General features: G+C 65.8%; 21 protein-coding genes. 13 read left to right on the top strand and 8 right to left on the bottom strand.

Annotated elements, in window-relative coordinates; genetic code table 11:
- Positions 1–263: 263 nt before the first annotated feature.
- Positions 264–944: a glutathione peroxidase gene (locus B4F51_RS20375; RefSeq protein WP_296228496.1), complete on the top strand. Its 681-nt coding sequence runs from the start codon at positions 264–266 to the stop codon at positions 942–944.
- Here B4F51_RS20375 and B4F51_RS20380 read toward each other — a convergent pair whose 3' ends face one another.
- From B4F51_RS20380 to B4F51_RS20405, 6 genes are all read right to left on the bottom strand, one after another.
- Complete coding sequence (locus B4F51_RS20380; protein WP_296228497.1) at positions 945–2129, bottom strand: patatin-like phospholipase family protein; 1185 nt, start codon at positions 2127–2129, stop codon at positions 945–947.
- Between the two features lie 3 nt (positions 2130–2132).
- Positions 2133–3029 carry a PhaM family polyhydroxyalkanoate granule multifunctional regulatory protein gene (locus B4F51_RS20385; RefSeq protein WP_296228498.1) on the bottom strand — a complete coding sequence of 299 codons (897 nt, stop codon included), beginning with the start codon at positions 3027–3029 and terminating at the stop codon, positions 2133–2135.
- Between the two features lie 38 nt (positions 3030–3067).
- On the bottom strand, positions 3068–3886 hold the full coding sequence (locus B4F51_RS20390; RefSeq protein WP_296228499.1) for an enoyl-CoA hydratase/isomerase family protein: 819 nt from the start codon (positions 3884–3886) through the stop codon (positions 3068–3070).
- 68 nt (positions 3887–3954) lie between these two features.
- Positions 3955–5118 (bottom strand): ABC transporter substrate-binding protein, encoded by a 1164-nt coding sequence (locus tag B4F51_RS20395; RefSeq protein WP_296228500.1) that lies wholly within the window; start codon positions 5116–5118, stop codon positions 3955–3957.
- Between the two features lie 106 nt (positions 5119–5224).
- Positions 5225–5884 carry a hypothetical protein gene (locus B4F51_RS20400; RefSeq protein WP_296228501.1) on the bottom strand — a complete coding sequence of 220 codons (660 nt, stop codon included), beginning with the start codon at positions 5882–5884 and terminating at the stop codon, positions 5225–5227.
- A gap of 58 nt (positions 5885–5942) precedes the next feature.
- Complete coding sequence (locus B4F51_RS20405) at positions 5943–6947, bottom strand: LLM class flavin-dependent oxidoreductase (RefSeq protein WP_296228502.1); 1005 nt, start codon at positions 6945–6947, stop codon at positions 5943–5945.
- A 111-nt stretch (positions 6948–7058) separates the two neighbouring features.
- On the opposite strand from B4F51_RS20405, the gene B4F51_RS20410 reads away from it, so the two are divergent.
- On the top strand, positions 7059–7964 hold the full coding sequence (locus B4F51_RS20410; RefSeq protein WP_296228503.1) for an IclR family transcriptional regulator: 906 nt from the start codon (positions 7059–7061) through the stop codon (positions 7962–7964).
- Between the two features lie 3 nt (positions 7965–7967).
- Here the strand turns inward: B4F51_RS20410 and B4F51_RS20415 are convergent, their stop codons facing one another.
- On the bottom strand, positions 7968–8960 hold the full coding sequence (locus tag B4F51_RS20415; RefSeq protein WP_296228504.1) for a fumarylacetoacetate hydrolase family protein: 993 nt from the start codon (positions 8958–8960) through the stop codon (positions 7968–7970).
- Positions 8961–9047: 87 nt separating this feature from the next.
- Between B4F51_RS20415 and B4F51_RS20420 the strand changes: the two genes are divergently transcribed.
- The 4 genes from B4F51_RS20420 to B4F51_RS20435 all read left to right on the top strand — a co-directional run bounded on the left by B4F51_RS20420 (position 9048) and on the right by B4F51_RS20435 (position 12419).
- Complete coding sequence (locus B4F51_RS20420) at positions 9048–9935, top strand: IclR family transcriptional regulator (RefSeq protein ID WP_296228505.1); 888 nt, start codon at positions 9048–9050, stop codon at positions 9933–9935.
- Entirely contained in the window at positions 9901–11010 is a 1110-nt protein-coding gene (locus B4F51_RS20425) for a DUF3108 domain-containing protein (RefSeq protein WP_296228506.1), read from the top strand. The genes B4F51_RS20420 and B4F51_RS20425 overlap by 35 nt, the downstream gene beginning before the upstream one ends.
- The gene (gene pcaD / locus B4F51_RS20430; RefSeq protein ID WP_414706799.1) at positions 11007–11843 is read left to right on the top strand and encodes a 3-oxoadipate enol-lactonase; all 837 of its coding nucleotides are present in this window, start codon (positions 11007–11009) and stop codon (positions 11841–11843) included. Before B4F51_RS20425 ends, pcaD begins: the two co-directional genes overlap by 4 nt.
- 318 nt (positions 11844–12161) lie before the next feature.
- Complete coding sequence (locus tag B4F51_RS20435) at positions 12162–12419, top strand: BTH_I0359 family protein (RefSeq protein ID WP_295497407.1); 258 nt, start codon at positions 12162–12164, stop codon at positions 12417–12419.
- A gap of 123 nt (positions 12420–12542) precedes the next feature.
- On the opposite strand, the gene B4F51_RS20440 is transcribed toward B4F51_RS20435, so the two are convergent.
- A complete protein-coding gene (locus tag B4F51_RS20440; RefSeq protein ID WP_296228507.1) occupies positions 12543–12935 on the bottom strand; it encodes a rhodanese-like domain-containing protein in 393 nt (130 codons plus the stop codon).
- A 143-nt stretch (positions 12936–13078) separates the two neighbouring features.
- Between B4F51_RS20440 and B4F51_RS20445 the strand changes: the two genes are divergently transcribed.
- The 7 genes from B4F51_RS20445 to B4F51_RS20475 all read left to right on the top strand — a co-directional run bounded on the left by B4F51_RS20445 (position 13079) and on the right by B4F51_RS20475 (position 19571).
- Positions 13079–14119, top strand: a complete 1041-nt coding sequence (locus B4F51_RS20445; RefSeq protein ID WP_296228508.1) for a homocysteine S-methyltransferase family protein — start codon at positions 13079–13081, stop codon at positions 14117–14119.
- Positions 14120–14126: 7 nt separating this feature from the next.
- On the top strand, positions 14127–14480 hold the full coding sequence (locus B4F51_RS20450; protein ID WP_296228509.1) for a bleomycin resistance protein: 354 nt from the start codon (positions 14127–14129) through the stop codon (positions 14478–14480).
- A gap of 17 nt (positions 14481–14497) precedes the next feature.
- Entirely contained in the window at positions 14498–17215 is a 2718-nt protein-coding gene (gene metH / locus B4F51_RS20455) for a methionine synthase (protein ID WP_414706800.1), read from the top strand.
- Positions 17216–17454: 239 nt separating this feature from the next.
- Positions 17455–17889 carry a hypothetical protein gene (locus B4F51_RS20460; RefSeq protein WP_296228510.1) on the top strand — a complete coding sequence of 145 codons (435 nt, stop codon included), beginning with the start codon at positions 17455–17457 and terminating at the stop codon, positions 17887–17889.
- A gap of 282 nt (positions 17890–18171) precedes the next feature.
- The gene (locus tag B4F51_RS20465) at positions 18172–18804 is read left to right on the top strand and encodes a response regulator (protein WP_296228511.1); all 633 of its coding nucleotides are present in this window, start codon (positions 18172–18174) and stop codon (positions 18802–18804) included.
- A gap of 113 nt (positions 18805–18917) precedes the next feature.
- Complete coding sequence (locus B4F51_RS20470) at positions 18918–19358, top strand: response regulator (protein ID WP_296228512.1); 441 nt, start codon at positions 18918–18920, stop codon at positions 19356–19358.
- Between the two features lie 72 nt (positions 19359–19430).
- Positions 19431–19571 (top strand): entericidin A/B family lipoprotein, encoded by a 141-nt coding sequence (locus tag B4F51_RS20475; RefSeq protein WP_296228513.1) that lies wholly within the window; start codon positions 19431–19433, stop codon positions 19569–19571.
- Positions 19572–19629 lie beyond the last annotated feature (58 nt).

Genomic DNA, 19629 nt, shown 5'->3' on the forward strand with positions numbered 1-19629 from the left:
TTGGATGCGCCGGGCGGTGGCGCATCGCCGCGCGGTGTGCCGCGATGTGATCGGCAGCCCGGTAGTCGTCGGGCCGTCGTCTTGTGTGGGGTGGGCCTGTTCGCTACCTGGAGCGCCCAGCGCGCTGTCCAGTATAGAAAGCCTCGCGCTCGGCGCGACGAATGGCGTGCCACGCGCGAAGCACTTTTGGCGCGGTGCACCTCCCGGGGGTTGTACCCTAAACTGAAGACAGTTGATGCATTCCCAGCTTTCGGAGGCCTGACATGTTGTTTTCCGCCATCGTTTCCGCCCACCCTCGGCGTTTGCAACGGCATACCTCAGGCGTGCTGCGACGGCATCATCTGCTCGTTATTGCGATCGCCATCGTCATTGCCATCATTGCGTTGCTGCTGCCGCGCACCGGCCATGCCGCAACGGCCGCGCCCGCCGCTCAGCCGCCGGCCGTTGCGGGCAATTGCCCCGCCAGCCTGAACTTCCGCGTCAAACGCCTGCAGGATGACGCTCCGCAAGACCTCTGCCAGTACGCCGGCCGCGTGGTGCTGGTGGTCAACACGGCCAGCTACTGCGGCTACACCTATCAGTACGAAGGCCTGGAGGCGCTCTATGCGAAGTACCGTGACAAGGGCCTGACGGTGCTCGGCTTCCCATCCAATGATTTCCAGCAGGAACCCGGCACCAGCAAGCAGATTGCCGATTTTTGCTACAACACGTACGGCGTGAAATTCCCGATGTTCTCGAAAACGGCGGTGGTGGGGCCGGGGGCCTCGCCGCTCTATACCTGGCTGGCCGCGCAGACAGGGCTGCCGCCCAAGTGGAACTTCCACAAGTACCTGCTGGACCGCAGCGGCCGCGTGGTGGCGGTATTCCCCAGCAAGGTCGAACCGGGCGATCCGGCATTCACCAAGCGCATCGACGCACTGCTGGCCGAGCCGGCGCCGCGTTGATCACGCCGCCTGCATCGTGTCGGGCACCACGTCGTACAGAAACGCCGCCAACTCGTCGCGCCGCGCCTGCACGTCACGCTCGCCAAGGTCGATCAGTTCCTGGGTGAACTCCGGCTCGAACAGCAGGTAGCTGGCGAACGCCGCACCGCGTGCTTCGGTGCCGCCCAGCGGCTTGAGTAGCGCGCGCACCGTGCTCGGCAGGCGCTGTACGTGGCGTGACGCAATCAGCTCGATGCGCTCGGATGGCGCCATGACCAGCACTTCGATCTTGCGCCAGCCGTCGCGCGCATCGGCAATCTCGGGGTTCCGGCTGACGATCGCGTTGACGTGCTGCACCCGCTCGATGTCGGCCGACAAGCCGTCGAGGAAGATGCTCGCCAGCGCCTGCCCTGCAATCTGCGCCAGCGACGGATAGCCCGACGCCGGCACCGTGTCGTACCACCCCGGCTGCGAGCGCGAGGCAGCGCCCACCACCAGGATGCGATTCGCCCCCAGATGAATGGCTGGGCTCAGCGGCGACATCTGCCGCATCGTGCCGTCGCCGAACCATTCGTCATTGCCCTCCAACTGGACCGGCTCGGCCGGGAAGACGAACGGGATGCTCGACGACGCCAGCATGTGCGCCACGCCAATTTCGTCGGACACCGCAATCCGCTGCGAACGCCGCCACGGCAGCACCACGTGCGGCGATTGGTAGAACGTGACGTGGCGCCCCGTGGTGTATGACAGCGCGGTGATGGCGAGCGCGCGCAGCGCACCGGCATCGAAGGCGGCCTGCACCTGCTGTCCGTCGTGCTGGGCCTGCAGCAGCTCGCGCAGCGGCGTGTTGTCGAACAGCGCGCGCGGCGTGCGGCCGGTCATCCAGCCGAACGCCAGTGCGGTCAGCCAGCGTGCACCGCTGGCACCCACGCGGCCGATATCGGTGCGGTAGACGCGATCAGCGTGCAGACTCGCCCAGAGCTGCGTGAGGGCCTCGGTGGCCTGCGTGAAATCCTGCGCACCGCGCGCCAGGCCAAGGCTGTTGATGGCGCCCGCCGAGGTACCGCAGATCAGGTCGAACGGCGTGCGGGCCACGTCCGGCATGCATTCGCGTGCCAGCCGCGCGATGCCGCGCAGCACGCCCACCTGATAGGCGGCACGCGCCCCACCGCCCATCATCAACAGTGCGGTGCAATCCGTCGACATCGATCAGGGCTTGTCGTTGGCCGGCTTTTGCGGCGCAGCCTTGGCCGGGGCCTTGTTGGCAGCGGTTTTGCCGGCGGCTGTCTTGGTGGCCGGTTTTGCAGTCTTGCCCGCAGGCGCCTTGGCAGCTGCGCTCGAAGCCTTGGGCGTCGGCTTGGCCGCCGATTTGGCCCCGGCAGGCTTCGGTTTGGCGGGCGCGGTCTTCTCTTCGATGTCTTCCGGCGCCGTGTCGAGCCCCTCCGCGCCCGGCGCCCCGCCAAACGCGGGGAACCCGCTCGGGAACCCCGGCATCAGGCTCTGCGGCAGCGGCATGGCGGCGGCGGCCGAACTGGCGATCTGGTTGAACTGCTGCTGCAGCATGTTCCACCACGGCGACGGGTCCAGCGCGGCGGCGGCGGCGCGTGCGGCGGCCTGAGCCTGGGAGGCGGCCTGTGCGCGTGCTTCGGCCTCATCGCCGTCGGTATCTTCCGCCTCGGCCTCGGCCTTGTCTTCAGGGACGGGGGGCTCGGCTTCAGCTGGCTTGGCCGTGGTCGCGCTATGCGGCCAGGCCGGCTTGGACTCCGCCGCAGGCTTGGCCTCACTGCCTGACAAGTTGTCGAACGCGCTCTTCATCGCGTCCGGCGACAGCGCCGAGCCGAAGGTCTGCAAGGCCACCAGCGTGGCACGCTGCACCTCCAGCCCCTGGATGGCCGTGCGCAGCAGGCTGGCGTTCAACTGCAGCCAGCTTTCCACCGCGCGCAGGTCGTGGATGCGCTTGTCGAGCTCCTCCAGGTCCATCGGCGGCGCGGCAAAATTGGCCATGCCGGGCATGCCGGCTCCGGCCATCCCCGCCATACCGCCACCCCACAGCTTGCGCAGGAACTCGAAACCGCCTTCGGCAAAGTTGGGCATCTGGGTGAACATGGTGTCTCCTACGAAATCGTGAATCGGCCAGCGTCGGATCAGGTGCCGTCAAATGTGGGGGGACGTTTCTGGCGCAGGCTGGCGATGCCCTCGCGCACGTCGGGCCCCGCAAACCCCATGAATTCGAGCGCCAGCGACGTATCGAAGCTGGGCCCGGCCAGGCGCAGCCAGTTGTTGAGCGCGTACTTGGTCCAGCGGATGGCCGTCTGCGAGCCCGCCGCCAGCCGCTCGGCAATCTCAAAGGCACGATTGACGAGATCCGCCTCGGGCACGGCCAGCGACACCAGGCCGATGCGCTCGGCCTCATCGCCGGTGACGGACTCGCACAGCAGCAGGTAGTACTTGGCCTTGGCCATGCCGCACAGCAGCGGCCAGACGATCGCCGCATGGTCGCCTGCGGCCACGCCCAGGCGCGTATGGCCATCGACGATGCGCGCATCCTGCGCTGCAATCGAGATATCCGCCAGCAATCCGGCTACCAGTCCCGCGCCCACGGCCGGGCCGTGCATGGCGCTGACGATGGGCTTGTCGCAGTTGATGAGGTTGTAGACGAGGTCGCGCGCCTCATGCCAGACGCGCGTGCGCACGTCGAAATCTTCGGCCATCTGCTCGACCAGGTGCAGGTCGCCGCCGGCCGAGAAGCCCTTGCCCTCCCCACGGATGAGCGCCACGCGCACCGAAGGCTCGGCGGAGACATCGCGCCAGATCTCGGCCAGCTCGCGGTGCAGATTGGCATCAGCGGTGGAAAGCTTGCGGTTGGCCGACTGGGCGGCCCCCATCACGATTTCGAGGATGGGGCCGTGCTGGACGAGCGTGAGCGCCTGGTAACGGGCGAAGCGGGGAGCGAGCGAGGTCATGATGAATCGGAATGTGAATCAAGCATAGCGGATGGCGTCGCGCGCGCAACGCCAGAAGTGCAGTATCGTCACTTCGCGCTGTCGGCCAGATGCCATTCGCCACGGCGGATCTGCGCCATCACGCGGGCACGCTGGTCCAGGCCCACGTGGTCTTGCGCGCTCATGTTAACGACACCGGTGCTGGTAGGCAGATCGCGTACGTGCTCCAGCGCGTCGCGCAGCGCTTCGCGGAAGGCCGGCGTGCCCGGCTTCGCACGCTTGAGCGCCGCCGGCACGGCCCGTTGCAGCAGCAGGCCGACGTCGCCGGTGTAGGCGGCGAAGATCGAGACGGTGCGCTTGCCGTGCGCGGCCTCGTAGCGGCGGGTGAATTCCAGCGCCTGCTTCTTGGCCGGATTGGTATCGGGCAGTTCCGCGGCGACCATCACCGGACCGGTCGGCACGTAGGCGCCTTCGCAATCCTTGCCGCACAGCTTGACGAACTCGTTGTTCGACACGCCGTGGTTGAAGTAGATCTTGCCGGTATAGCCGCGCTCGGCCAGCGCGCGCGCCGGCAGCGCGGCCGGCGTGCCTGAGCCGCCGATCACCACCGCATCGGGCTTGTCGGCCAGCAGGTGGAGCACCTGGGCCGTCACGCTGTTGTCGGTGGGCGCAAAACGCTCGGTATCGGTGATGCGGATGTGATTGAGGTCGGCAAAGCGCTGCACCTCGGTCAGGAAGGCCTCGCCCAGCGCGTTGGCAAAGCCGATATAGGCGATGGTCTTCACGCCGTGCGCGGCGGCGTGCTCGGCAATGAGCGACGCCATGTGCGAATCCGAATGCGGCGTCTTGAAGATCCAGCGGCGGCGCGCGTCCATCGGTTCGATCAGCCGCGCGGACGATGCCAGCGAGATGACGGGCGTCTTGCCCTCGGCGGCCACGTCGATCATCGCCAGCGTATTGGGCGTGGTGGACGAGCCGACGATGAGGTCGACGTTGGATTCGCTCATCAGCTTGCGCGTGTTGGTGACGGCGCGCGTGGTGTCGGAGGCATCGTCGAGGACGATGACCTCGATCTTCTCGCCGGCGATCTCGCTGGGCCACAGCTTGGTGGCGTTCTTCTCCGGCAGCCCCAATGAGGCCTGCGGACCGGTCGCGGAGACTGTCACGCCGATACGGATGTCCGCCAGTGCGGCGGAGGACAGGACTACGCCGGCGCAAGCCAGCCCGACCAACACTGCTGCACGTCGCTGCATGGGTGTCTCCTCCCGTGGTTTGGCGAAGAGCGTAGCCGTTTTGCAGCGGTTTGGCGATGCGGGGCTGCCCGGGCGTCGCGGCGCAGCGAGCGCCAGGCTATCGCCCTCATGGCTCAGGTTGCACCGGCACGCGCTCGCCCAGTTGGCGCAGGACGTCGCCATAGGCATCTGCATCCATTTCCGAGCTGGACTTGGCCAGGTAATAGGCCAACCCGAAACGCGCCGAAGTGCGCGTGAAAAGTTGATAGAAATCCCCCTGATCATGCAGACGGGCAACGTTCTGCCAAGGGATCACGGCGGTCTTGCCGGAAGGCCCCTGCACCGACAGGGCGGAGGGCGCCAACACCCAACGGTGGAGCCCTTCCAGGCGCGCCACACTGCGTTGGACGGATCGCCTGGTGACACCCGCGACGAGCGGGGCGGTGAACCGTTCGACCGTCGACCTGAGCCGCTGGCCGATACGCAGGATGAAGCGAACCAGCGCCGCACCGAAGCGCCACCAGAGCGCGCCATAGACGAGCGCGACCAACGCGAAGGGCAGCACGGTTTCGATCATGCCTCGGCGCGATGGCCCGGTCAGCGTCATCAGGGCAGCCCCCGCAAGAGGGGCAACCAGAAGCACGAACGCCAGACGCCGCTGCAGGAATGACTCGATGCGCGCCTGCATGGCGGCCCGTCTGTTCGCGATCCGCGCGATACGTTTGGCTGTGATGCGGTCCGCCAGCGCCTGGCATTGCTCGGCGCTGATCCGGAAACGTAGCTCCATGGCTCGGCCTCATTTGAGTTCGGCCGTGATTCTAGAGCCGCACGCCCCGGATGAGAACCTATGCAGCCAGCGCCGTGATTCCAGCGCGCGGCAGCGCGTCCTGCACCAGCGAGCGCATCGATTCCAGCACCGCCGCCTGCGGCATCAGACCGAAGTTATGCAACGCCATGACATGATCGATGCCCATGTCGGACAGCCGCGCAAGCTTGTCGGCCACCGCGTCTGGCGTGCCGAACAACGACAGTCCGCTGGCCAGCACATCGTCATACGTTTGTCGGCGCGCATAGAGCCGCGTGGCGACGTACAGGTCGAACGGCGCGGCGGCGGTGGCGCGTACCGCGGCTTCCGTCGGGCCGACGTGCGTGTGCAGTGCCACCGCTGCCATGCCGCGCGCATCGTGGATGCCCGCTTCGGCCAGGCCGCGGCGGTAGTCGTCCATCAGCGTGCGGATGTCATCGAAGCCATCCACCGATGCGTACGGCACGAACAGCATGCGCCGCCCCTGCCGGCCGATGTGGTACGCCGCCTCGCGCCGCAGGATCGCCACGTGGATCGGCACGCTCGCCTGCACCGGCAACACGTTCAGGCGCACGTCACGCAGCGTGTGGAACTGCCCTTCGTGATGCACGCGCTCGCCGGAGAGCAACCGTTCGACCAGCATCAGCGTTTCGTCAAAGCGCTCGCGCTTGATGGCGGGGTCGACGTCGTAGCCTTCGAACTCGTGCTTGAGATACCCCGAGCCCACGCCCAGCGACAGCCGCCCGCCCGAGAGCGCATCGACCATCGCGTAGTTCTCCGCCACCGTGGCCGGGTGGTGGAACGTCAGGATGGAGATGGCCGTGCCCAGCCGCAGCCGGTGCGTCTGGGCGGCCAGGTGCGAAAGAAAGACCGCCGGGTTGGGCACCGCACCATATTCGTGAAAGTGATGCTCGGCCACCCAGAAGGTGTCGTAGCCGAGCGCCTCGGCATGGCGGGCCTGGGCGATGACGTCTGCGTAGAGTTGCGGCAGACTGCGGTGCCGGTCCGGATAGTGGTCCTGCACGGAAAAGATCGACAGCTTCATGGCGTCTCCGGGTCTTCGGGTCTTCAGGTCTTTTCCGGCGCGCAGAGCCGCCCGCCGGCTGTATCCTTTTTCGTAACGCGTATCTTATAAAGCGACAACCGAGACTTCAAGATGCTCCCCGCCGACGATCTTCCCGACGACCTTCCACCCGATGACGCCCCAGTCGAGCGGGCCAGCGCCGGCATCCAGTCCGCCGAGATCGCGCTGACCGTCCTCTCGGCGATGGCGCACGCCGGCGGCGCGCATGCGGTCTCCGAACTGGGGCGGCAACTCGGCATGCCGCGCGCCAAAGTGCACCGCTATCTGGTGTCGCTTGAGCGCATGGGCTTTGTCGAGCAGGACCCGGCTTCGGCGCGCTACCGGCTGGGGACGCAGGCGCTGCAGGTGGGGCTCTCGGCGCTGTCCGATGTGGATTTCGTGCGCGAGGGCAGCAACATGCTGCCCAAGCTCGCCGAGCGGCTGAACGAGAGCGTGTTCCTGTCGGTCTGGACCGAGCGCGGCCCCGTCATCGTGCGCTGGGAAGACGGCGGCCGGCCGGTGACGGTCAACGTGCGGGTGGGCTCGGTCATGCCGCTGCTGAATTCGGCCACGGGCCAGGCATGCGCGGCATGGATGCCTGAAATCCAGATCGTCTCGCTCATCGACCGCGAACTGCGCGGCCCCGGCGCCGGCAAGGCCGGCCTGACCGACTGGCTGAACTGCCGCGCGCGCTGGCAAGCGGTGCGGCACGAGGGCGTGGCGCGCATCGCCGGCACGCTGGTCAACGGCATCGATTCGGTGGCTGTGCCGGTGCTCGATGCGCAGGGCAAGCTGGCGGGGGCGATCACGGCGCTGGGGCTGTCCAGCGTGTTCGACTCCAGCCTGGAGGGGGCAGCCTCGCGGCTACTGCGAGAGGCCGGGCGGGCGCTGTCGCTGCGCCTGGGCTACCACGGCCAGGCGCTGACGGCCGGTGCCGGCGGCAACACCACCACGCCCAAGCGCGGGCGCCGTCCGAGGACCGCACCCGAATCAGCGTAACGCTCAGCTTTGCGTGCCGGGCGCGACAACCTCTTGATCGATCGCCCCGAAGATCGACGCGCCATTGGGATCGAACATCTCGATCTTCACTGTGTCGCCGTAGCGCATGAACTCGGTGACGGGCGCACCGGATTCGATGGTTTCCAGCATGCGTTTCTCGGCAATGCAGCAATAGCCTTTGCTGCGGTCCACGTTGGAGATCGTGCCCGAACCAACGATGCTGCCCGCGCGCACGTTGCGCGTCTTGCAGATGTGCGCGATGAGTTGGCCGAAGTCGAACACCATGTCGGTGCCGCAATCCGGTTGGCCGACCTTCTTGTTGTTCCAGCGCACCGTCATCGGCAAGTGGACCTTGCGCTCGCGCCAGGCATCGCCCAGTTCGTCGGGCGTCACCGCCACCGGCGAGAACGCCGTCGCCGGCTTGCTCTGGAAGAAGCCGAAACCCTTGGCGAGTTCCGCCGGAATCAGGTTGCGCAAGGACACATCGTTGGCCAGCACGATCAGGCGGATGGCCTCGGCCGCGGCGGCAGGTTCAGCACCCATCCGCACGTCGCCGGTAATGACGGCCACCTCGGCCTCGAAGTCGATGCCGAAGGCCTCGCTGCGGCAGACGATGGCATCATGCGCGCCGGCCAGATCGTCGGAACCGCCCTGGTACATCAGCGGATCGGTCCAGAACTCGGGAGGCATCTCGGCACCGCGCGCCTTGCGCACCAATTCCACGTGGTTCACATAGGCCGAGCCGTCGGCCCATTGGTACGCGCGCGGCAGCGGCGCCATGCAGTTGCCCGGGTCGAACGGAAACGGGTGGCGCGCACGGCCGGCGTTGAGCTGCTCGTAGAGCTCCTGCAGTTGTGGCGCATAGAACGCCCAGTTGTCCAGCGCGCGCTGCAATGTACCGGCGATGTGCGTGGCGTAGTGCGCGGTCTTCAGGTCGCGCGAGACCACGGCCAGTTGGCCGTCGCGCGAGCCATCCTTGAGGGTGGCGAGTTTCATGGTGAGTCGTGTGCAGAAAAAGGCTGCGCGGATGCTACACCATGCATCGGCTAAACTGACCCGAACCATTCCCCCCCGCACCCGACAATGTCCACGCCGCCCTCCGACACCGATCTCGACCTGGAGCCCGATGCCGATGGCGACAGCGCGCCCGACGATGCGCCCGCGCGCTCGGGCATCCAGTCCATTGAAGTCGGCTTCCGGCTGCTGGAAGTGCTCACGCACACCAACGGCCCGATGATGCTGCGCGACCTGGCGCGCGCCGCGCCCATGAACCCGGCCAAGGCACACCGCTACCTGGTGAGCTTCACGCGTCTGGGGCTGGTCACGCAGACGCCCGAGGGCCGCTACGATCTCGGCCCCTTCGCGCTGGAGATGGGCCTGGTTAGCCTGAACCGGCAAGATCCGATGCGCCGCGCCCGCCCAGCCGCCGCCGCGCTGCGCGATGAGATTGATCACACCATCGGCCTGGCCGTCTGGGGCAATCAGGGCCCGGCCATCGTGCACTGGGAGGAAGCCAGCCACCCCGTGACCGTGAGCCTGCGCTTGGGCGATGTGATGCCGATGCTCAACTCGGCCACCGGCCGCGTGTTCGGCGCCTATCTGCCCCGCGCGCAAACGCAGTCGTTCATCCAGCGTGAACTCGATCGCGCCGCCGCCAATGATGACGGCGCAGGCGCAGATGAAGGCAACCCAGAACTGCCGCGCACGCTGGCCGCGTATGACGCCCTCTGCGCCGACGTGCGCGCCCATGGCGCCGCACGCATCCACGGCGGCGTACTGCCGGGCATCAACGCGATGTCGCTGCCGGTGTTCGACGCCAACGGCCAGTTGTGCCTCGTGCTGATCGCCTTGGGCGCACAAAGCACCTTCGACACCACATGGAGCGGCCCGCTGGAGCGCCGCTTGCGGCTGGCCGCACAACAACTCTCCGCCGATCTTGGATACGTTGCACCCAACGCCCCGCAACCCTGACGACCGCACTGCCACGCACGCACGCCACTGGCGCCGCTGGGGGGTGATCGCGCTGGCGGTGCTGGTGGCCCACGGCATTGCTGTGGTGTGGGTGGCGCGCAACCACTCGGTGGCCTGGCCGCCCGAGCCGGAACAGATCGTCCCCACCCTGCTGTTGCATCCGGAACCCGTGCAGCCGTCAGCTCTACCGCCCAGGGCACAACCGAAGCCCGCACCGCGTCCCGCACCGCCTCGGGCTACGCCGGCCCTCGCCCCGGCAGAGGCACCGGCGCCCGAGACATCCGACATCCCACTAGGAGTGGGGGCGGCCGCCTCCGGCGACACCGGGCTCATCCGCGACCTGAGCGGCGAAGGCAACGGGCCGGCCGCGCCCGGAGCGCCCGAGGCCGGCTTTGCGGCACCGCCCTCCGCCACGCTGCACTACGCCACCTACGTCAATGGCGTACGCAACGAAGACGGTGTGATCCGCTGGGCCACCGATGGAAAAACTTACACGCTGGCCGTCGAAATTCCGCTGCCGCTGTTCTTCGGCAGCCTGGCCTTCCGCAGTGCAGGCGCCATTGCCACCTACGGTCTGGCCCCCGCTCGCTATGAAGAAGTGCGCGGGCGCCGACAGCCTGACGTGACGATGTTCCACTACGCCACCGAATCCGCACCGGCCTCGGGCGCACAGAGCGCGCCAATCGTCACTTTTACCCGCACGCCCGCCGTGCTGCCTCTGCCCGACGGCACGCAGGACCGCTTCAGCGTCTTCCTGCAACTGACGGGGCTGGCGCGCGGCAATCCCTCGCGCTTCACCAGCCCGGGCCTCACGCTGGAAATCCCGATCGCCGATACCGACAGCGTCGAGGTCGCCCGCGTCCAGCATGTCGGCGAAGACAGCATCGACACGCCCGAAGGCACGATCCATGCGCAGCACTTCGTGCGACTGCCGCGCCGCGAAGGCGACCAGCGGCGCGTGGAGATCTGGCTGTCCGCCGAGCGCGGCTGGCTGCCCGTACGCCTACGCCAGACCGAGCCCAACGGCATGCAGTTCGAACTCGTCTACCAATCCGAGGAAGGAGGCCGATCATGAGCACCGCCCTCTCCCAGACCGGCACCGCGCACGCCAACGGCATCGACATCCATTACCGCATCGATGGCGCGGACGGCCCGTGGGTCGTGCTCGCACACGCGCTGGGTGTCGACCTCCGGCTCTGGGACGGCATCGCCCAACGGCTTGCCACACGCCACCGCGTGCTGCGCTACGATGCGCGCGGCCACGGTCAGACCACCGCCCCGCACGGCGCCTACACCCTGTTCCAGATGGCCGACGACGTGGCCGGCCTGCTCGACGCGCTGACAATCCCGCAGGTGCATTTCGTCGGGCTGTCGATGGGCGGCATGGTGGGGCAGGTTCTGGGCGTGCGGCATCCGCAGCGGCTGCTCTCGCTCACGCTGTGCGACACCGTCTGCCACACGCCGTTATCTGCGCATGCCATGTGGGACGAGCGCATCGGACAGGTCGAGGCGCACGGCATGGGCGGCATCGTCGAACCCACGCTGCAACGCTGGCTGACCACGCCCTTTCGCGAATCGCACCCCGAAATAGCCGAGCGCATCCGCGCTCTGCTGCGCGCCACGCCGCCGCACGGCTATGTCGGCGCATGCCTGGCCATCAAGGCGCTCGACACGCGCAGCGCCCTGGCGCGCATCGCTTGCCCGACGCTGGTCATGACAGGCGAGGAAGACTCCGGCGCGCCGGTGGAGGTCGCGCGCGAAATCGCTTCGCGCATCCCGAATGCGCGCTTGAAAGTGATGCCGCGCGCAGCCCATCTCGCCCCCATCGAACAGGACGATGCCTTCCTCGCCGATCTGGATGAATTCCTCGGGCACGCGGGATGCGGCAGTCAATGTGACACGCCCTGAAGTGTCCTTGCCCTGCCGGTAGTTGCAGGCGCCGCGCACTCGACCCGCCGTCTACCCATCAAACGATGGAAGACTGCTTGCACCGTTCGATGCAGGCGCGGAAAGGTCTTGTTACGCGATAACAACGCCCGTGACACATTCCGCCTCGCATTCGCGAACTTTGTAGCCAATCATTAAGCCCAAGGGGTAGATGGGGCAGAACGGTCATGACGCGGGAATTGATCGGCCCTTGAAGTCGCGACCGTGGGCCCCATCTACCCGGTGCAGCAGTTCAGCAGTCCGACAACAGCAAGACGATTGACGCCCCGGAGGTGCACCATGCAAATGATCTACAACAGCGACAACTATTGCGTTGTCGAATTCGGTGCAGATGGCCAGCACGCCATGCTGTCCGCGGGCGGCTATGAGATCGTTGACAAGAACCTCAAGCGCGAAATCTTCCTCGGCGGCGAGTTGGCCGAGCATTTCCGCGAAGACGTGAAACGGCTGATCGCCAGTGAGCCGACGGTCGAAGAAGTCGACGACTTCCTCGGCAAGTTCGACACGGTGATGACGCAGCCGGTGACGATGCACTGAACAACGTGCATCGTGGGTGGCGGGTCATATTGTCCGCCCGACGAGCAAGAAAAAACGCCCGGAGCCTGGCGCTGCCGGGCGTTTTTTCATGTGTGCATCGACTATCGGGTCGATAGTTTTCGCTTAACACTGCTCCCAGGGCATACCGGCATGCCGCCAGCCATTGAGCGTGTTGCGATGGCGCGTGCCATCGAGATCGCCCTCGAAGCCATGGCGCACGACATAGATGTCGCGAAAGCCCGCCTCCTCCAGCGCCTGCGCAGCCGCGGCCGACCGGTTGCCGCTGCGGCAGATCAGCACGATGGGCCGCTCGACGCCGTAGCCTGAGAGCTTGCGCACGGTCGGCACGAACTCCGGGTTCACCTCCCAGTGCGGGCCATCGTTCCACGACACATGGTGCGCGCCGGACGGATGGCCGACGAACAGGTGCTCCATCTCGCTGCGGCAATCAATGAAGAGCGCAGCGGGGGTGCGCTGCAGGAAAGAATGGGCATCGGTGGGGTCGAGCAGTTGCATGATGGCATCCACAAAAGAGCGTGATGTGGATTATAGGAGTGCGATTACCCACGCCAGCGGCAAGTCATTGATGCGACTGGTAAAATTCGCCTTTGGCCGTCAAATCTGTTGCCCTGTCTGGCCAACGCCCCATCGGAGTCACCATGACCGCGCCCCAGCCCTACACCCGTGCCGCCAACCTGCCCGCGCTGCTGCGCGAGCGCATCCTCGTCCTGGACGGCGCGATGGGCACCATGATCCAACGCTACAAACTGACCGAGGCACAGTACCGCGGCGAGCGCTTCGCCAACCACCCGATCGACGTGAAGGGCAACAACGAGCTGCTGCTGCTCACGCGCCCCGAGGTTATCCGCGAGATCCACGAGCAGTACCTGGCGGCCGGCGCCGACATCATCGAAACCAACACCTTCGGCGCGACGAGCATCGCGCAGGAAGACTACAAGATGGCGGACCTGGCCTACGAAATGAACGTGGTGGCCGCCCGCCTCGCGCGCGAGGCCTGCGACAAGTACAGCACGCCCGAGAAGCCCCGCTTCGTGGCCGGCGCCTTCGGCCCGACGCCCAAGACCGCCAGCATTTCGCCCGATGTGAACGACCCGGGCGCACGCAACGTCAGCTTCGACCAACTGCGCGACGCGTATTACGAGCAAGGCAAGGCGCTGCTCGAAGGCGGCGCGGATGTCTTCCTGGTCGAGACCATCTTCGACACGCTCAACGCCAAGGCAGCGCTGTTCGCCATCGATCAGCTCTTTGAAGACACCGGCGAGCGCGTGCCCGTGATGATCTCCGGCACCGTGACCGACGCCTCGGGCCGCATTCTTTCTGGCCAGACCGTCGAAGCATTCTGGAACAGCCTGCGCCACGCCAAGCCGATCACCTTCGGCCTGAACTGCGCGCTGGGCGCCGCGTTGATGCGCCCGTACATCGCCGAGCTGTCCAAGATCTGCGACACCGGCGTGTCGTGCTACCCGAACGCCGGCCTGCCCAACCCGATGAGCGACACGGGCTTCGACGAAACGCCCGAGGTCACCTCCAGCCTGGTCGATGAATTTGCCGCCGCGGGCCTCGTGAACCTGGTGGGCGGCTGCTGCGGCACCACGCCCGAGCACATCAAGGCGATTGCCGAGCGCGTGGCCAATCGCAAGCCGCGCGCATGGCCCGGCCAATACAAAGACGCCGCCTGAAACCGCCATGACCGCGCGCATCGACAGCACCATCCCTGTGTTGGCCTCGCTGGACCTGCAAGAGTCGGCCCGCTTCTACACGGAGCGGCTCGGCTTTACGCAAGCGCTGCTGGTGGACGACTACCTGATCGTGCATCGCGATAGCGCCGAACTCCATTTCTGGCCGTGCGACGACCGCCGCATCGCCGAGAACACCTCGTGCTACCTGCGTGTACCCAGCACGCAAGCGCTGTTTGAAGAATTCACCGCGCGCGGGCTTGAACTCGCGCCGCCGGCGGTGCGTCCGTGGGGCATGAAAGAGCTCTACGTGATCGACCCGCACGGCAACCTGTTAAAGCTGGGCGAACACGCCCCCGCCTGACCGAACCCCGCACCATCATGACCGACCACCCCATGCGCCTTTCCGGCCTCGAACCGTTCAACATCGGCGAGGACACGCTGTTCGTCAACGTCGGCGAGCGCACCAACGTCACCGGGTCCAAGGCGTTCGCGCGCATGATCCTGAACAGCCAGTTTGACGAGGCGCTGGCCGTGGCGCGCCAGCAGGTCGAGAACGGCGCGCAGGTCATCGACATCAACATGGACGAGGCGATGCTCGATTCCAAGGCAGCCATGGTTCGCTTCCTGAACCTGATTGCCTCCGAGCCCGACATCGCGCGCGTGCCGATCATGATCGACTCGTCCAAGTGGGACGTGATCGAGGCGGGCCTGAAGTGCGTGCAGGGCAAGGCCATCGTCAACTCGATCTCGCTCAAGGAAGGCGAAGAACAGTTCGCCCACCACGCCAAGCTGATCAAGCGCTACGGCGCCGCCGCCGTGGTGATGGCCTTCGACGAGCAGGGCCAGGCCGACACGTACCAGCGCAAGACCGAGATCTGCAAGCGCAGCTACGACTTCCTCGTCAACAAAGTCGGCTTTGCGCCGGAAGACATCATCTTCGACCCAAATATCTTTGCGGTCGCCACCGGCATCGAGGAGCACAACAACTACGCGGTCGACTTCATCGAGGCAACGCGCTGGATCAAGCAGAACCTGCCGTACGCGAAGGTGAGCGGCGGCGTGTCGAACGTGTCGTTCTCGTTCCGCGGCAACGACGTGGTGCGCGAGGCGATCCACACTGTGTTCCTGTACTACGCGATTCAGGCGGGCATGGACATGGGTATCGTCAATGCGGGCCAGTTGGGCGTGTACGAGAACCTCGACCCCGAGCTACGCGACCGCGTGGAAGACGTGGTGCTCAACCGCCGCCCGGATGCGACCGACCGCCTGCTGGAAATTGCAGACCGCTACAAGGGCGGTGGCACCAAGCGCGAAGAGAATCTGGCCTGGCGCCAGGAGTCGGTGGAAAAACGCCTGGCGCACGCACTTGTGCACGGCATCACCGACTACGTGGTCGAAGATACCGAAGAAGTCCGCCAGAAGATCTTTGCCGCCGGCGGCCGTCCGATCCAGGTGATCGAAGGCCCGCTGATGGACGGCATGAACATCGTCGGCGACCTCTTCGGCGCCGGCAAGATGTTCCTGCCGCAGGTGGTGAAATCCGCCCGCGTGATGAAGCAGGCGGTGGCCCACCTGATTCCGTTCATCGAAGAAGAAAAGCGCCAGATTGCAGCGGCAGGCGGCGACGTGCGCTCGCGCGGCAAGATCGTCATCGCCACGGTCAAGGGCGACGTGCACGACATCGGCAAGAACATCGTCACCGTCGTGCTCCAGTGCAACAACTTCGAAGTCGTGAACATGGGCGTGATGGTCCCGTGCAACGACATCCTGGCAAAGGCGAAGGTGGAAGGCGCGGACATCATCGGGCTGTCGGGCCTGATTACGCCTTCGCTGGAAGAGATGGCCTACGTGGCCTCGGAAATGCAGCGCGACGAATACTTCCGCGTGAAGAAGATCCCGCTGCTGATCGGCGGCGCGACCACCAGCCGCGTGCACACCGCCGTGAAGATCGCGCCCAACTACGAGGGGCCGGTCGTCTACGTGCCGGACGCTTCGCGCTCGGTGAGTGTGGCATCGAGTCTGCTGTCCGACGAAGGCGCCGCGCGCTACGTCGAAGAGCTGCACGCCGATTACGACCGAATCCGTACCCAGCACGCCAATAAGAAAGCCACGCCGATGGTGTCGCTGGCCGCCGCGCGCGCCAACAAGACGAAGATCGACTGGTCGAACTACACGCCGCCCAAGCCTAAGTTCATCGGGCGCCGTGTGTTCCGCAACTACGATCTGAACGAACTCGCGCAGTACATCGACTGGGGCCCGTTCTTCCAGACGTGGGACCTGGCCGGCAAATTCCCGGACATCCTCAACGACGAAATCGTGGGCGAATCGGCCCGCCGCGTGTTCTCCGACGGCAAGAGCATGCTCGCGCGCCTCATTGCCGGGCGCTGGCTCACCGCCAACGGCGTGATCGCGCTGCTGCCCGCCAACACCGTCAACGACGACGACATCGAGATCTACACCGACGAATCGCGCTCGGAAGTCGCGCTCACCTGGCGCAACATCCGCCAGCAGAGCGAGCGCCCGATCATCGACGGCGTGACGCGCCCGAACCGCTGCCTGGCGGATTTCATCGCGCCCAAGAGCACCGGCATTGCCGACTACATCGGCCTGTTTGCCGTCACGGGCGGCATCGGGGTCGAGAAGCGCGAGAAGCAGTTCGAAGCCGACCACGACGACTACAGCGCGATCATGCTCAAAGCCCTGGCCGATCGCTTTGCCGAAGCCTTTGCTGAATGCCTGCACGCCCGCGTGCGTCGCGACCTGTGGGGCTACGCCGCGCAGGAGACGCTCGACAACGACGCGCTGATCCGCGAGGAATACAAGGGCATCCGCCCCGCGCCCGGCTACCCTGCCTGCCCGGAACACACCGTCAAGCGCGACATGTTCCGCGTGCTCGACGCGCAAGAGATCGGCATGAACCTGACCGAAGCGCTGGCGATGACGCCCGCTGCGTCCGTGTCGGGCTTCTACCTGTCGCACCCGGACAGCACGTACTTCACGATCGGCAAGATCGGCCAAGACCAGGTGGACGACATGATCGCCCGCAGCGGCGAAGACCGCGCCTTTGTGGAGCGCGCCCTCGCCCCGAACCTCTGATTCTGTGACAAGACGTTTAAGACATGGCGTCTGAAGCGCCATGTCTTACGCCTGCAAACCCTTGCAGACATTGACTCCGGCGGCATTTCAAGAGGGGCAATGCTTTCATTACAAAGGCTTACACCCCCTAACAATCGTAACCGGAAGGGCTCCCTAGACTGAAGCCTCACTCACCAACACAGAGTGATGCCGCGACGAATTCCTCGCGTGGCCGTTCAGAACGAAAAGGAGTCTCCTCCATGAACAAGCTGCTGATCTCCCTGTCCGCCATCGCCATCGCTGCTGCCGCAGGCTTTGCTCACGCACAAACTCCGTCGGCCAACGCCGGCGTGTCGCCGCAAACCAATGGCACGGCTGCCGTCGCTCCCGCCACCCCAGCTGCAGCTCAGACCAGCATCGGCACGGGCCTGAAGGCCGATGCCGGCGCCAAGCTGGACACCGAAGCCGCCAAGAGCCAACTGAGCACCAAGGCTGAACACGGCGCCAAGGCCGTCCACGAGCACAAGGCCAAGGCTGAAGCCGCTGTCGACAAGACCGCGGAGAAGGTCGGCAAGTCGGTCAGCAAGAGCGAGAAGTCGGCAGAGAAGACCGCCAAGGCTGCCAAGGCAGACGTCGCCGGCGGCGCCAGCATTGATGCCAACGTGAACGCTGGCGCGGCTGCGCAAAACAAGTAAGCCAGTCACCGCTGGGCCCAGCCTGGCAGACCGTGGCCATCACACGGGGCGGACACCCTCCGCCCCGTTTTCTTTTGGGTTGCGCCCAGGCACACCTTGGCATGTTGCGACTTGCGCACCCCCAAAGGTGCCCACGAAAGATCCCCCCCCTCTCCGACACCGACCGACACGAGCGACTCCGGTTTCACGCCACAGTCCGATACAATTGTTGTCGTATCGAACCAACAAGCGCAGCGTGTGCGTGCGGGCTACCCGCCGGACGCGCCGTCCACAAGGAGCAGCATGATTCGCGTCCTGATTGCGGACGACCATGAGATCGTCCGCGCCGGCCTTCGGCAGTTCCTGTCCGAAGAACGGGACATCGAAGTCGCAGGGGAAGCGGCAAGCGGGGAAGAGGTGATGGAGCAACTCCGCACCAACACCTTCGACGTGGTCGTGCTCGACATTTCCATGCCCGATCGCAACGGCATCGATACGCTCAAGCTGGCGCGCCAGCGCCATCCGGATCTGCCCGTGCTGATCCTGTCCACCTTTCCGGAAGACCAGTACGCGATCAACCTGATCCGCGCCGGCGCCTCGGGCTACCTGACCAAGGAAAGCGCGCCGGATGAGCTCGTCAAGGCCATCCGCACCGTGTCGCAGGGCCGCCGCTATGTGAGCCCGACGGTAGCCGAACTGCTGATCGGTGGCCTGGAGAAGCCGACCGACCAGCCCCTGCACCAGACGCTGTCCAAACGCGAGTTTCAAATCTTCTGCAAGCTCGCGCGCGGGCAATCGGTGTCGATCATCGCCGAAGAGCTGTTCCTGAGCGTCAAAACGGTCAGTACGTACCGCACCCGCATCCTGGAAAAGATGGGCATGAAGTCCAACGCCGATCTGACGTATTACGCCATCAAGAACGGCCTGGTTGAGTAAGGTTCATCAAGGCGGAAATCGAGGCCCCAGAGCCGGCATCTGTCGCGAACCCTGTTGGCATGTAGGACAACGTCCGATACCACCCCCGCAGCACGCTGGCATACCATCTACGCATGCTGGATCAAGCCGTCACCCTCTCCACCCGTGGCTTGCGAGTCCTCTTGATCGAGGACTCCCCCGTGCTTCGCAGCATGGTGCTGGAATACCTGAAGGCTTCCGCCTTCGTGGCGATGGTCGAATGGGCCGACACGGAAGATTTGGCACTGCGCCTGCTTGCGCAAGGCCACTACGATGTCGTGATCGTCGATCTGCAGTTGCGTCAGGGGAACGGCTTCAAGGTTCTTCAAACGTTGCGCGATCAAGCGTCGCCCAGCGTGCGCATCGTCTACACCAACCACGCGCAGGTGCCGACCTACCGGCAACGCTGCTTTGAAGCCGGTGCCAATTACTTCTTCGACAAGTCGCTCGAACTCGACAAGGTGTTCGAGGTAATCGAAGAGCGCGCTGGCATGAACCGGCCCCGCCAGCAGACCGTCCACCATCCGCATCCCTGATTTCTCTCGCACGCCTGCCGCACTCATGTGCCGCGGGCCCGATGCCATTTCTCATACCGCAAGGAGCGTTCGATGAAGACCCTATGTGCCGCACTCGCGCTGACGTGCCTGTTCCTGGCCGGCTGCAACACCATGGCCGGCGCCGGCAAGGACCTGCAGACCGGCGGCCAGAAGCTGGAGAACGCGGCCGACAGCGCCAAGCAGAAGATGTAACGCCACCCGGCGCCGCATGACAAAAGCCCCGCCTCGGGGCTAATGCCGTTCAGTTAAG

Origin of the sequence: Ralstonia sp. UBA689 (assembly GCF_002298975.1) — a bacterium.
GTDB lineage: Bacteria > Pseudomonadota > Gammaproteobacteria > Burkholderiales > Burkholderiaceae > Ralstonia.